Source organism: Ruegeria sp. SAZD013, from assembly GCF_059612525.1.
Genome location: NZ_JBXWQT010000026.1, coordinates 21931 through 35290, shown reverse-complemented (window position 1 = coordinate 35290; position 13360 = coordinate 21931). Strand labels below are relative to the sequence as shown.

16 protein-coding genes are annotated in these 13360 nt (G+C 54.8%); 5 read left to right on the top strand and 11 right to left on the bottom strand.

The features are described from left to right. The first annotated feature begins 207 nt into the window (after positions 1-207). Positions 208-474, top strand: a complete 267-nt coding sequence (locus AC2FLU_RS14010; RefSeq protein ID WP_480555763.1) for a MaoC family dehydratase — start codon at positions 208-210, stop codon at positions 472-474. A 29-nt stretch (positions 475-503) separates the two neighbouring features. Here the strand turns inward: AC2FLU_RS14010 and AC2FLU_RS14005 are convergent, their stop codons facing one another. The 11 genes from AC2FLU_RS14005 to AC2FLU_RS13955 all read right to left on the bottom strand — a co-directional run bounded on the left by AC2FLU_RS14005 (position 504) and on the right by AC2FLU_RS13955 (position 9373). Further along, positions 504-725, bottom strand: a complete 222-nt coding sequence (locus AC2FLU_RS14005; RefSeq protein ID WP_480520747.1) for a hypothetical protein — start codon at positions 723-725, stop codon at positions 504-506. Positions 726-885: 160 nt separating this feature from the next. After that, positions 886-1287, bottom strand: coding sequence for a hypothetical protein (locus AC2FLU_RS14000; protein ID WP_480520745.1), 402 nt, complete (start codon positions 1285-1287; stop codon positions 886-888). Continuing rightward, complete coding sequence (locus AC2FLU_RS13995; RefSeq protein ID WP_480477790.1) at positions 1284-1997, bottom strand: ABC transporter ATP-binding protein; 714 nt, start codon at positions 1995-1997, stop codon at positions 1284-1286. The genes AC2FLU_RS14000 and AC2FLU_RS13995 overlap by 4 nt, the downstream gene beginning before the upstream one ends. Before the next feature lie 4 nt (positions 1998-2001). Next, the gene (locus AC2FLU_RS13990) at positions 2002-3138 is read right to left on the bottom strand and encodes an ABC transporter permease (RefSeq protein ID WP_496808239.1); all 1137 of its coding nucleotides are present in this window, start codon (positions 3136-3138) and stop codon (positions 2002-2004) included. Further along, complete coding sequence (locus tag AC2FLU_RS13985) at positions 3135-4289, bottom strand: efflux RND transporter periplasmic adaptor subunit (RefSeq protein ID WP_496808240.1); 1155 nt, start codon at positions 4287-4289, stop codon at positions 3135-3137. Before AC2FLU_RS13985 ends, AC2FLU_RS13990 begins: the two co-directional genes overlap by 4 nt. After that, on the bottom strand, positions 4286-4900 hold the full coding sequence (locus AC2FLU_RS13980; RefSeq protein ID WP_496808241.1) for a TetR/AcrR family transcriptional regulator: 615 nt from the start codon (positions 4898-4900) through the stop codon (positions 4286-4288). Before AC2FLU_RS13980 ends, AC2FLU_RS13985 begins: the two co-directional genes overlap by 4 nt. Before the next feature lie 395 nt (positions 4901-5295). Next, positions 5296-6456 carry a Gfo/Idh/MocA family protein gene (locus tag AC2FLU_RS13975; RefSeq protein WP_496808242.1) on the bottom strand — a complete coding sequence of 387 codons (1161 nt, stop codon included), beginning with the start codon at positions 6454-6456 and terminating at the stop codon, positions 5296-5298. 196 nt (positions 6457-6652) lie between these two features. Continuing rightward, a complete protein-coding gene (locus AC2FLU_RS13970) occupies positions 6653-7399 on the bottom strand; it encodes an anti-sigma factor family protein (protein ID WP_480477780.1) in 747 nt (248 codons plus the stop codon). After that, positions 7396-7941 (bottom strand): RNA polymerase sigma factor, encoded by a 546-nt coding sequence (locus AC2FLU_RS13965; protein ID WP_480625522.1) that lies wholly within the window; start codon positions 7939-7941, stop codon positions 7396-7398. The genes AC2FLU_RS13970 and AC2FLU_RS13965 overlap by 4 nt, the downstream gene beginning before the upstream one ends. A gap of 6 nt (positions 7942-7947) precedes the next feature. Then, the gene (locus AC2FLU_RS13960; RefSeq protein ID WP_480555775.1) at positions 7948-8340 is read right to left on the bottom strand and encodes a COG4315 family predicted lipoprotein; all 393 of its coding nucleotides are present in this window, start codon (positions 8338-8340) and stop codon (positions 7948-7950) included. Between the two features lie 403 nt (positions 8341-8743). Then, entirely contained in the window at positions 8744-9373 is a 630-nt protein-coding gene (locus AC2FLU_RS13955) for a TetR family transcriptional regulator C-terminal domain-containing protein (RefSeq protein ID WP_480520802.1), read from the bottom strand. Between the two features lie 139 nt (positions 9374-9512). On the opposite strand from AC2FLU_RS13955, the gene AC2FLU_RS13950 reads away from it, so the two are divergent. The 4 genes from AC2FLU_RS13950 to AC2FLU_RS13935 are packed head-to-tail and all read left to right on the top strand — an operon-like array spanning position 9513 to position 13328. Beyond that, positions 9513-10370, top strand: a complete 858-nt coding sequence (locus AC2FLU_RS13950; RefSeq protein ID WP_496716292.1) for an ABC transporter permease — start codon at positions 9513-9515, stop codon at positions 10368-10370. Beyond that, positions 10367-11155: an ABC transporter permease gene (locus AC2FLU_RS13945; RefSeq protein WP_480555777.1), complete on the top strand. Its 789-nt coding sequence runs from the start codon at positions 10367-10369 to the stop codon at positions 11153-11155. The genes AC2FLU_RS13950 and AC2FLU_RS13945 overlap by 4 nt, the downstream gene beginning before the upstream one ends. Next, positions 11152-12249 (top strand): ABC transporter ATP-binding protein, encoded by a 1098-nt coding sequence (locus tag AC2FLU_RS13940; protein ID WP_496808243.1) that lies wholly within the window; start codon positions 11152-11154, stop codon positions 12247-12249. Before AC2FLU_RS13945 ends, AC2FLU_RS13940 begins: the two co-directional genes overlap by 4 nt. A 17-nt stretch (positions 12250-12266) precedes the next feature. After that, positions 12267-13328: an ABC transporter substrate-binding protein gene (locus AC2FLU_RS13935; protein ID WP_496808244.1), complete on the top strand. Its 1062-nt coding sequence runs from the start codon at positions 12267-12269 to the stop codon at positions 13326-13328. The last annotated feature ends 32 nt before the right edge of the window (positions 13329-13360 follow it).

The following is a 13360-nucleotide window of genomic DNA, read 5'->3' as shown; positions in this document are numbered from 1 at the left end:
TAGGTACTTAACACGATTTCACGCACCTTTTTTGCCCGGGCGACAGACGGGTAGTAGGCCTGATTATCTTTGCTTTGCGGGAAATAGCCTGTGCTTTGCCACCTGTTTTTTCAGTGGCTTGTGTTTCCACGGGCCAATCTAGGTTCTGGACCCTTTAAATCGGTTGCCATGACTTAGACTGCTTGGTTCAAGTGATCAGCCCCACTTGTGCTGCCAGTGGTTGATGGGCTCAAGTTTCAGTCTCAAGCAAAACCCGATGGCCTGGCGTCGCTCGGGTGGAACTGGCGGTTCGAGAAACCCGTCTTCGCAGGTGACACGATCCGGGCTGATCTGATCGTCGTCTCAAAACGCATTACGACATCGGGAAAACGCGGGATCATTGAATTTCAGTTTGATGTTTTCAATCAAGATGATCTGAGAGTTCAGCAGGGAACCAATGAGTTGATCTTTGATCTGCACCTTCATCAAGATTGATGTGCGGACATGTCGACATCACGGATGTGTCAAACTTTTTGAGCGGCCAGAAGCAGCGACTTACCGGGCACACCTATCCCGCAATCTCGGCAAATAGCCGATAGCCAGACCTCGTGGTATAAAAAAAGCCGCTTCGCGATTATTTTGGCGACCGCGATCCCGTTGGTTTTGCAGATCTCGATCAGTGGCGCGATGACTGCCGCAGGTATTTCTTCCATGAAGAGCTTGGTTGAGCGCTTCAGTTGGGCCATTACTCTGAGAGGACGGTGATCAGGAACGCGGTACACCATCTCAATGACCGAGAGCCGAACAGAGCGGTCATGTATTCATTGTCCAGGCCCTGTCCCATGTGTGAAGCGACGTTGGATTTCACCAAATATTCTACGGCCGGGAAATCAGGGTCTGCCAGGGTCAATCCGTTCGCAAGATATGTATCCAAGCCACAACAGAAATGGCTAACCAGACACCCGCGCGAAGGGTCATCGCACCAACGGTGCGCATCTCGTAGGCGTTGCCTTGCAACACATGAACGCCGAAGGCCAGGAAAACCAGAACGGTGGCTACCAGAATGCCTGTTGATATCCAGGCCGCTGACCGGTGCCGAAGAAACAGCCCAATACCGGCCACGACATAGGCGAACCCCGCCAGAAAGTTGAACCACAGCACGAAGGGCACCGCATCGCCAACGGCGGTGCGTGCTTCCTCGCCACCAAACAAGGCCCACCCGCCTGAGAAAACGGTCAACGCGCCGAAAACTAATGCTACGCTTGCCGCTACTTTCAGGGCGCGGTTGCCAAGGGTCGCATTTCTCATGTCACGCCCCCTTCCGTTCCATCAAGTAGGCCGTCGCGCAGGTGGAACAGCTTGTCGAACCGGTCATAAATCTTTTCATCATGCGTCACAGCAATGATGCAGGCGTCTTGCTCAGCCGCGAGCTTGCGCATCAAGTCCATCACGATCCCGGCCCGCTGGCTGTCAAGCGCCGCAGTTGGTTCATCTGCCAGAATAATGCGCGGGCTGTTGGCAAGGGCGCGTGCGATGGCCACACGCTGCGCCTCACCTCCGGACAGAAGCGCGGGCATCGCATCCCTGCGGTGACCGACCTCCAGATAGTCCAGCAGTTCGATAGCGCGCCTTTGCGCTTCGATCGTCGATTTTCCAGCCAGTTTCAGCACCAGGGCAACGTTATCTTTGGCATCGAGAAATGGCAGAAGATTATGGAACTGAAAGATAAACCCGATCTTGTCGAGCCGTAGCTTGCGCAGATCGTTTCGCAGCCATTGCTTGTCGTAAACCACCTCATTGTCCAGCGTAACCTTCCCCGTACTCGGAGCAATGATGCAGCCAATGACATTCAGAAGCGTCGTTTTACCCGATCCAGACGGGCCGAGTAGTGCCACTACTTCACCTGCCTGGACTGACAGATCAACACCCTTCAATGCGTCGACGCGAGCATCACCTTCGCCAAAGTGCTTGGAGACATTGGTAACATCTACAATCACGCGGCGCGGATCATTGAGCATGACGTCACCCTCCGATTGCCGTGGCCGGATCGACCTTGAGTGCGGCACGAACGCCAAGGCCGCTGGCGACGATGCAGACAACGAGGATGATCCCTGCCAAAGCGACGGCGTTGATCGGCTCCAACACAACCCGGCGGGGGAAGTAGTCCTTGACTAGCAGGATAAGGATCAGGCCGAAACTCCAGCCAACCGCACCAAGTGCAATGGATTGCTGCACGATCAGCCCGATGATCGTGCGGTCGGGGGCGCCGATCAGTTTGAGTGTGGCGATCTGCTTCAGCTTTTCCATGGTCATCGTGTAGATAATCAGCGCGATTACAACGGCTGAAACGGACAGTAGAATGCCCAGAAACAAACCTATCTGCCGCTTTGCTCGATCCACCACAGACATTAGCAAGATAGACTCCTGATCGGCTTGTGTCAGGGCCCCAAGATGTTTCCATTGGCGCACCGACTGCGCCACTTCTTGCGGGTCTGCAAGCGGTTCAAGCCGCGCGATCACAGCCGCAACGCTGTCCTGACTTTCGAGCAACCCCGCGCCTCGTGCCTGCTGAATGCGTTGCGCCGACGGGGCCAGTTGCGTCTGTAGCACCTGCGCATCGCGTAAAGTGATGAACGCAGCCGGATCACCGGCGGAATTCATCGTATCCTCGACCAACCCGACCACAGTGAAAGCATCGCGGCCCAGTCGGATCACATCACCGACGGACAGTCCGGATTTGGCGTCTGCCACGATTTCGAAATGCGACTGGTTGATCCCACGCCCTACCGTGATTGCTTCGGGTCCACCGGGGTGACCTGGCTCGTATCCGATCACGTACAGGCGTAACGTTTCGCCGCGAAAGAGCGCCTCGACGGTTTGGTATGTGATGCTGCCCGCTTCGGCCACACCATGCAATCGCCCCACGGCATCACGGGTGCCGTCGGGAATTTTTGAGGCTTCTGCAAACGGCCCGCGTGTACCAGATTCAACAATCCAAAGATCTGCTCGCGGTGCTTTGACAATATTCAGCGCGTCTGCGACCAGCCCATTGTAAATACCAATCATTGCCAGCACGACCGCCATCAGAAGGCTGAGGCCGAGGCAAGTCAGAATGAAGCGGAACAGATTGTGACGCACATCGCGGTAGGCGAGGTTCATGGCGCATCCCTCTCGACGACCCGAACCATGCGCCCTTCAGACAGCCCTTTAACGGGTGCCAAGATGACCTGCGAGCCATCGGGAATACCACTAACCAGCTCGACCCGAGCATCCTCAATCCGGTGCCCGAAAAATGCCGACACCTGATGCGCACGCCCATCCTGCACGACCCAGATACGACCTTTATGCCCATCAAAACCGGTTATTGCGATCTCTGGAACCAACATCGCTTCGACCAGCTCTGTCACTGTGATCCAAACTTCGGCCTGTTCGCCGAGAAAAACCTGTTCCGGGCACCGATTGCATGCAATCCAGACCCGGCGTTCTTCGTTCACCCGGTCGCTTTCTATACCGATCCGCGCGATCTTGCCGGTGAAGACCTTGTGCGGCAAAGACCGCAACCTCACTTCGGCAACTTGTCCGAGTTGCAGGCCCCCGGCCCGCTCCTCATCAATGTAGGCCAATGCCCAGACAGTGTTCGGGTCCACAAGAGTAAAGATAGGTTCACCAGCGACAACAACAGTACCTGCTTCGACATGACGCTCAACAACGACCGCGTCAAACGGTGCCCGCAACACATGATGATCAAGCAGTACACGCTCGTATTGCAGAACTGCCTTGGCGTCATTGTGCATGGATTGGGCAACCTCAACATCACTTTCTGCGACGGCCAGATCAGCGGCTGCAACATCGACATCCCGCTGCGCTTCTTCCGCAGTCTGAGTCGAGACGGCGTTGCGCCCGGCAAGTTCCTGCTGGCGCGCATTTGTCGACTGCCGCTGCGCAAGAATGGCACGCGCGCGGATCACATTTGCCTCAGCCTTGCCCAAGGTGGCCTCTGCGGCGGCAACCCCCGCTTTGGCGCGCGCGACTTTTGCTTGTTGTTCCGTCGGATGAAGCCGGGCAAGGACCTGCTCCGCTTTGATCGTATCTCCACTGTCGACCGAAAGTTCTGTCAGCGTGGCACCAACTTCAAATCCGACATCTGAGACGATCCGGGCCTCGACCGTACCCAGCCCATAAACACGTACAGGGACATTCTTTTCAATTGCGGCCGCGGAAACACTGATCGGGCACTCTGTAAGGACAAACCTGCCAAAGACGGCGAGGACGACAACAAGGCTGACACCCAGGATGATACGGCGGTTCATGGCGAAACCTCTGTACTTGCTATTCGGAATAGCCGCATCTGAGCATCGAGCAATCGGCGTCCTTCGGATTCCAATGCGAAGCCGCGTTTCCCCAAAGTCCAGCGGATCGCCAACCCTTGCACCAGCGAGACCAACAGTAGCGCTCCGTCTTCAGGCGGCAGGTCTGTGTCGAACAGGCCCGCTTTCTGCCCGTTGGTCAGCTCGATGGACAGCAATCCGACCAATTCAGTCATCAGCGTAAGAACAGATTGCCGGAGATCGTCGTTTTCGACCTGTAGCTCGCGCGAGAACAGAATGGACGGGATGGCCGGCATAGTCTCGATCTGGTGCAATTGTGCCAAGATCAGCGCTTTGATCCGATCTGCCGGATCGGCGGATGTCCTAAGCGCGTCACCCCATGCGGTTCGGAGGCGTTCAGAAATCTCTGCTGCCACCGCCAACCATAAATCCTGTTTGGTCGCGAAATGCCGGAAGATTGCGGGCTGCGTCAGCCCGACTGTATCAGCAACCGACTGCGTGGTCAGGCGATCTGGGCCCAACTCGTCCGCGAGACGCAGCATTGCCTGTACGATCTCGGTCTTGCGTTCATCTGCGGGCTTGCGTGCAGGCATTGGACATCATTTTGTTAGTGAGTAATAACTAACTAACTAAGACGAGATACACTTGCCGTCAAGCGCACCTGCATTTGATTTCTGCATCGGGGGCGGAAAGGGTCGCTTGGCACCTTTTAGGAGCGATATGATCGACAGGAAAATAGCGGAAAGCACCCAATAACCGCGGGGCACCTAAAGACAAACTTCGTGAAAAACACGACATCAAGCCGCTTGGGATCGTCGCAAATAGGCCGCATAATCAAACCAGTCAGATGCGCCGGACCCTCTCTTAGAACAGATAGCCATCTGTACCAAAATCCCTGACGACGGACAACAGGTGGGGGTGAAGTTTGCGACAGATCCCGGCGGCAGTCAGTGTTTTAACAGAACACTGGACGCCGCGTTTAGCGGCATCAATCTGAAATCTCAACCAAATCGACCCAGCGGCTTTCTCGGGCGGATTTGAGAACGGCCTCGCAGAAACGCATTTCATAGTGACCGTCTTCAAATGTCGCCCACGTGCTGCCTTGCCCGCGCGTGCCTGCGCAAATGTCCAGATAAACGCTGTTAAAAAAGTTAAAAAAACTGTCCGCGAACCCTTCGACATGGCCCGGCGGTAAAGACGCGGCACGGGTCCCGGCTGCATTCATCAGGGTAAAATCACGCATCAATACCTGATTGGCGGCGTCGCGATGACCTATGAACAGATGATCCGGCTTTTCGCTGTCCCATGCCGCACTGGATTTGCTTCCGGCTATGTCCCAGACTAGGGAGTTCTTGCGTCCGAAATTGATCTGCGACGTCGTCATGACCCCCTTGGCGCCGCCCTCATACCGTATCAGGATTGCTGCGCTGTCGTCTGTATCAATCGCCACGGTCTCGGTTGCGCCACCTGCGTTTGAGAATGTTCCAACTGGCCCCATCGGGCGCTGCCGCTCCGGTAGAAATGTCGTCAAATCCGCGAAAACGGATTTTGCCTTTAATCCTGTAATAAAGCCCGTCAAATCGACCCAGTGCGTGCCAATATCGCCAACCGAACGCAGAACTCCTCCTGACTCGGCCTGCAATCGCCAATTCCAGTCCGTTTGTTTCGCAAGCCAATCCTGATGGTAGTGGCCCGTGACAAGGCGGATATCGCCCAAATCACCTTGGTTGACCATTTCGTGTGCGTGCTGGTTCAGAGGATAAAACCGGATATTGTAGCACACCGCGCAAATCTTACCGGACGCAGCCGACATTTCGACCATTTCAGCCGATTGCTGGCTGGTCATTGCCAGTGGTTTCTCGCAGATCACGTGCTTTCCGGCTCTGAGGATGGCCATGACCTGCGGATAATGCGCCTGGTTTGGGGAAGTTACGTGAACCACATCCACGCTATTATCGGCCAGCAACTCCTCCAAGGACGAGTATGCCTGTGCCACACAAAGTTCTGCGGCGCCGGCTGCGCCTCTTTCTGGAGATGAGCCAAGAACGCCAGCTATCTGCACACCCAAGCGGCGCAAGGTCTGCACGTGAACTGTTCCGATAAAACCCGTTCCAATGACTGCCGCACGAACCCCTGATAGGTTTGCCATGTAGCTCTCCTTTTGAATACCGAACACCGTTCACTGACCGGCATACGCGGAGTTAAGATATTCTCAACCAACAAAAAAGTTCTTGCCACTTGGTGCGGTTCACCGCAACAGACACCGGTAACTTCGGACTGCTTTTTGCTGTAAACTTGCGGGTTTCGCAAAGCTTCTGCGCGAATGAAGCCGCTCAAAGCAGTCTCTAGATCATTTGACCATGCGCCAAGCGGGCGATGTGTTCCATCGGGTCGCGCTGCTGGTCTCCGACCAACGTATACTGCCAGGGTCCGTCCTGCCAGAAGACGACAAGATACCCGTCCTCTTGTCGAAACCGAAATGATTGAGTTTGAGTTGTGTCGCCATGCGTGGCCATCAAACTTAACCGATCACCCTCTGCATTCTCGTACATAAATAAAGCTGAGGCTCGGTCTCCTGCGGGCAAAAGGCGTCCTCCAATCAGGGAGAACCCGGTTTCCCCAAGTTGCGGCGCGATAATGGCAGAGCCCAGACGATTGGAGAGCCAGGTTTGCAAGTGGTCTTTTTCCGCAGCGGCGACTTCTACAGGGTGAAGAACCTCAACGGCGAATAGAGAATGCGCCGCCTTTGCGTGTTGCGAAAACAATGCCAGATCGTCGGTTGTTCCACTGTTCCAAGGTTGCAAATAAGATCCCAAGCCGAATCCGACTGTAAAAACCGCGACCGAAGCAACCAGCCTCAAAGAGACTGGCGAGGGTGGCGTGGCCTGTTTCCGCAGACTTCGAAGATGTGCCGCAGAAGGTACAGGGACCGCCTTGTTTATCAGATCAGATTGACGCTGCATTGCACGAACGCGCGCTGCATCGTCCGGGTGACGGGCAAGGTGACGGTCAAGGCGTTCGCTCTCTTCCGGTGACAACTCACCGTCTATGCTACGCTGAACCAGGTCTTCGATGGATGGGGTGTGCGTCATTTCACGCTCCTGATCTTCACGGCGGTCGAAGCGTCCATTTCAGATTTGATTTTAGTACGCGCGCGCGAGATCCGCGACATCAGCGTACCCTTTGGAATGGACAAAGTTGTGGCCGCTTCGTCATAGCTTAACCCACCAATCACAACAGAAAGAAGGGCTTCTCGCTGATCTTGAGGAACAGAATCCAGCGCCTTCCAGACAGCCTTGAGTTCCAACCGTTCTTCGGCCGTGCTTGTTGTAGCTGCCAGCGTCGAAATGTTGTCGAGATCGACAGTGTTGAATCTAGCCTCTCGACGCCACCTGTCCCGATAGAGGTTCAACAATATTTTAGTGAGCCATGGTTTCAACGGCCGTCCCGGAAGCCATAGCAATCGTTTCCGAAGGGCGCGTTCAACACAATCCTGCACCAGATCATCCGCCGCATCCCGATCACGGGTCAGCGACCAGGCATAACGCCAAAGATCGGGAAGGCAGTTTTCAAGCTGGTTTTCAAATGACTGAAGCATGTACGTAAGCCGGGGGAGGAAACTTTCCCCCGGCACCAAGGTTCAGGGGCGTGCGATATGCCAAACACCTTTTACACCGTCCCCTGTCATGTCCCCAGGGTTTTCGTCTTTGAACCATAGGTAAAGCGGCTTTCCTTTGTAGGCGACCTGAACGCTGCCATCCTTGCGTTCAATCAGGCTGTAGCCTTTTTTCAGTTCCATGTTGGAATCACCCATCAGCGGCGGCCATTTGGCGGCACAGTCATCATAGCAATTCGAAACGCCTGTCTCGTCCTTGTCAAAGGTATAGAGCGTCATCTTGTGCGCATCCATCAGGAAGGTTTCTCCGTTGAGCTGGCCAGTTACGGCTGGCGCACCGGTGTGACCATCCGCAAATGAACCGGTTGCAGTCGCAACCAGCGCGACACCGGTAAAAGTGAGGGATTTTAGGGACATTGGATTCTCCGACTTTTTCAGGTCTGCCGGATGGCAGACAATACAACTACGAAGGCGCCTGGAAAAAATTCCCCAAAGTGAAACTTTTTTTTGTGGCGTGTAGGCATTGTTGTGGTGGCTAAGCCAAAATCCGAGCCTACAGGAAAGGTCACCCATGTCCGGTTTGGGTACGAATAACCTGTATCTGTCGACAAGTGGACAAGCGCCTTAGGCCCGTGGGGCAGGGGGCTTCGTCACCTGACAGTGTCCCAAGTTTGGGTATGTAAGTAATGGCACGGCAGTCGCAGTTGTTTCAAAACGAAAGCACAGACGAGCTGATTGTATGCGCCCGGAACAATTTTCTCTCAGAAACTTCTGTCTCCGAGTTATCCAACTTGAACTAGAACACCGCCAAGGCTTAAACCTAGAATTTTCCGGGGAAAAGTCCGCATAAAAACCTTCGAACAAGGTTGACAGAGCGGCGGCGTGAAAATCCCTGCATATCGGTTAGGTAATTCACCCACATCCCCTCCAGCAAGGCGAGCGTTCCGCTGGTTGCGTCATCTACTAGGTTCGGGTCACGTCCGTTTTTAGGGGCTATCTCTTTGAACGCGGACCGCAAGGTTTCGACAAGTTTGTCATCCTGAGTGCTGCTGTAACGGGCGATACCTGGATGAGAGCTTGCGATACCCCGAAACGCATGCCAGATTTTCGTACTGCGCGGATTGAGCAGTGCTTCTGACAGGTCGGCCTCAATCACTGCCATAACACGGTCTTCGGGCGTTGCGCTCGCGCCCAGATCCATCCTTCTGTCCATCTCGGCATAATACTCGGTGCTGAAATGCCGGGCGGCTGCGGTCAGCAAATTGTCCTTACCCCCGAAATGCAAATGGATCATTCCGCGCGACAGGCCGGAGCGCTCGCAGATTCGGCTGACCGAGGTATCGGTAACTCCAATATCGGCAATTGTGTCCAGAGTCGCGTCGATCAGTAGCTGTTTATTGGCTTCCGGATCCCGCTTTGAACCGCGTTTTTGTTCCTTGGTGCTTTGCACTTTGTTCAATGTTACCAACCGTTTGTGAATGCCTCATAGAGGTAGATCAAAGGAATATTGACACGAAAGGCCTTTCTGGCGCAACATTTAATGGACGATCGTCCATTAGTAACTCGTGAATTTCGGGAAGGGAGGTTGGGTGATCTTTCGCAGCGAAGCGTCCCGGGGATATACCCTCAGCGCGCCAGCCACGGCTTACGTGGGGTTTCTGGTCGCGGCGCCATTGTTGATCCTGATTGCCTATTCATTCTGGACCCAAACCTATGTGACGCTCGACAAGACACCGACGCTGAAGAATTACAGCGATGCGTTTGCGGATCCGCTGGTCCGGCACCTGATGCTTCGGTCGATCTGGATTGCCGGAGCGGTGACCGTAGTCACCGTCGCACTGGCCTATCCCGTCGCGTATTTTATCGCGATGAAGGCCCAGAAAAAGACCATCTGGCTTCTGCTCATCACCATTCCATTTTGGTCCAGCTATTTGCTGCGCGTATTTGCCTGGAAACTCATTTTGGGTTTCAACGGCGTTATGAACTCTGCGCTTCTGGCGCTGGGTCTGATCAGCGAGCCTCTCGACTTCCTGCTTTACAACGAATTCGCAGTTGTGCTGACGCTCGCTCATGCCTGGGCGCCATTTGCGATCCTACCGATCTATGTCTCATTGCAGAAAATCGATCCCAGTCTACTTGAGGCTGCAACAGATCTTGGGAACAGTCCCATTCAACGTTTTATGCGGGTGACGCTGCCGCTGACGATCCCAGGTATCATTGCCGCTTGCCTGATCATCTTCATCCCTACAGTTGGTGATTATGTGACCCCGGCTCTGGTTGGTGGTTCAGATGGGAAGATGATCGCCAATCTTATTCAGGTGCAGTTCGGGGCCGCCAACAACTGGCCCCTTGGGGCTACGCTATCGCTGATCGCAATGCTGTCGGTGGGTTTTGTGGCTATCGTGTTTGTCATGTCCGCAACGCGGCTGGGGAGGCGGATCAGATGAGACGTCCTACAACCCTGACAGCCTATGCGTTCCTGTATCTGCTGTTTCTGTACCTGCCGGTTCTGTTCCTTCCCTTGTTCTCGTTCAACAGCGGCACAATCGTTGCGTTCCCGATCAAGGGCTGGACACTGGACTGGTATCGGAAGCTAGGCGAGCAGGACACGTTGATTCAGGCGCTTTGGAATTCGCTTGCCGTCGGCACTGTTGTTGCCCTTCTATCGACCGCCATGGGATTGTTCGCCGCCCGTGCCTTTGTTCGGTACCGTTTTCGGGGTCAACGCGCGGCAGAAGGTCTGGTGATGCTGCCTTTGGTGATCCCGGGCATAATCGTCGCCTCTTCAATGCTGGTCCTGTTTCTGTTCCTCGGTCTCAAGCCGTCATTGCTGACCGTCATTCTGGGCCATACGTTTCTCGCGCTGCCGTTCTCTGTCTCGATCTTGAAATCCGCCTTTGATGACTTCGACGCATCACTGGAGGAAGCATCTTACGATCTGGGCGTCGGCGTGTTCGAAACATTCCGTCGCGTGACGCTGCCGGTCGTTGCCCCCGGTATCGCAGCCAGTGTTTTGGTCACATTCACCGTCAGTTTCGATGAATTCGTCCTCGCCTTTTTCCTGTCCGGTAACCAGCCAACCCTGCCGGTTTACATCTGGAGCCAAATCCGTTTCCCCGCCAAGCTTCCAAATGTTTTGGCACTGGGGTCGATCCTGTTGCTAACCTCGGTTCTGCTTCTGGTTCTGGCTGAATACTTCCGCCGCCGTTCATCCGCATCTGAGGTCCGATGACAAACAGAAACATCATAGAGCTCAGGGATGTCGAAAAGCGCTACGGCACATTTGTGGCCGCGAGCGGCATAAACCTTGACCTCAGAGAGGGCGAGTTCTTTTCGCTCCTCGGTCCCTCAGGGTGTGGCAAGACCACGGTTTTACGCATGATCGCGGGCTTTCAGGAACCCACCAGAGGGAAGGTGCTGATTGACGGTCAGGATATGGAAGGAGTGCCCGCCAACAAACGCCCGACGAACATGGTTTTCCAAAGCTACGCAATCTTTCCGCACCTCAATGTCGGGAATAACGTAGCCTACGGGTTGCGGGGCAAAGCGCCTAAGGCCGAGATCGATCAGCGCGTCGCCGAAGCCTTGGAAATGGTCGAACTGGGTGGTCTTCAGGATCGCGGCGCAAGCGAGTTATCGGGCGGGCAACGTCAAAGGGTGGCGCTTGCCCGCGCGCTGATCATGCGGCCAAAGGTGTTGCTTTTGGATGAACCCTTGTCAGCGCTTGACAAGAAGCTGCGTGAACAGATGCAGTTTGAAATGCGCAATCTGCAACAGTCGCTTGGCATTACCTTTGTGATGGTCACGCATGATCAGTACGAAGCGATGACCATGTCCGACCGTATCGGCGTAATGTTCAATGGACAACTCAAACAGGTGGACACGCCAACAACGCTTTATGCCCGTCCCTGTGATCAGCAAGTGGCCCGCTTCATCGGTGAGATGAACATATTGCCGGCCCGGTTGCTGGACGAAAGCGGTGACACGTTGTCAATCGATGCGGCTGCCTTCGGGCGGATGGAAATCGAAAGAAATCCCAATGTGGCGACCAGCGCCAGAAACATGAATATCGGTATTCGGCCGGAACAGCTGGAGATTGCTGCGGACCGGCCTGAAGACTACCCATCAACGGTTCAAGGCACTGTCAGCAACGTCGCCTTCTACGGTGAAAATATTCACTACCACATTCAGGTGGCAGGAGCCGAGAAACCAATCTCGGTCTCGGTTCCAAACTATTTTCACACGGTCGATTTTAAACGTGGCGACACCGTTTGGCTGGGGCTTCAGGCGGCCAGTGTGATCGATCTTGGTACGAATTCGGAATAAAACAGAGGGAGGATAGAATGAAACTTCAGGGAATTGCGGCCTTCGCATGTGCGACGGCGTTAACGACAGGCGGTGCCAGTGCAGGTGGCGCTGATCTGACGGTTTTTGACTGGTCGGGATATGAAGATCCTGGGTTCTTTGCCAGTTACATGGAAAAATACGGGGACGAAGCACCAAGCTATTCCTATTTCGGAAGCCAGGAAGAAGCCTTTACCAAGCTGAGTTCCGGTTTTACCGCTGATCTGGCACATCCTTGTTCCGACGCTGTCAGAAAATGGGTCGCAGCTGATCTGATTCAGCCTTTGGACGAAAGCAAGCTGACCAATTGGGCGGATGTGCTGCCCGAGATCAAAGAGGTCGACGCCATCGTTCTGGACGGCCAGCTTTACATGCTGCCGTTTGAATGGGGGAACACGGGCCTTATCTATCGCACCGACAAGATCTCGGGGGATGACATCTCGCTGCAACTGATGGCGGACCCGGCCTTTGCGGGCAAAATCGCCATCCCGGATGCCGCATCGTCTGCTTATGCCCTGGCCGCGCTGGCCACCGGAAACGCGGATGACTACACCAACCTGAGCGATGAGCAATTCAAGGAAGCATCGGATTTCCTGCGCTCGATCCATCCAAACATGCGCTTTTACTGGTCCGATGCGGGTCAGTTTGACCAGGCCATGACCAGTGGCGAGATCGAAATGGGTTGGGCCTGGAACCAGTCCGAACTGAACCTGATCTGGAACGAAGTGCCCGCGGCCATGATGCGCAACGTGGACAAGGGCATCGCGACCTGGGCGTGTGGCTATGTGCATCTGAAATCGTCCACGTCACCGGTCGATCAGGTCTATGACCTTTTGAACGCGCTTACGGACCCTGCCAGTGGTCAGTACATCATCGACAACTGGGGCTACCCGCATTCCAACGCAAAAGCTTTCGAAATCGCCGATCAGGCCAATATCGAAGCCTATGGTTTTTCCGATCCCAAAAGCTTCTTCGAAGGCAGCTTGTTTTTTGATGCTGTGAACCCCGAGCTTGAGGCGAAGATGCTGGCCGAATTCGAGCGGATCAAAGCCGGCTTCTAACACAACCCATCATCCGGGGCCTAAGGGCTCCG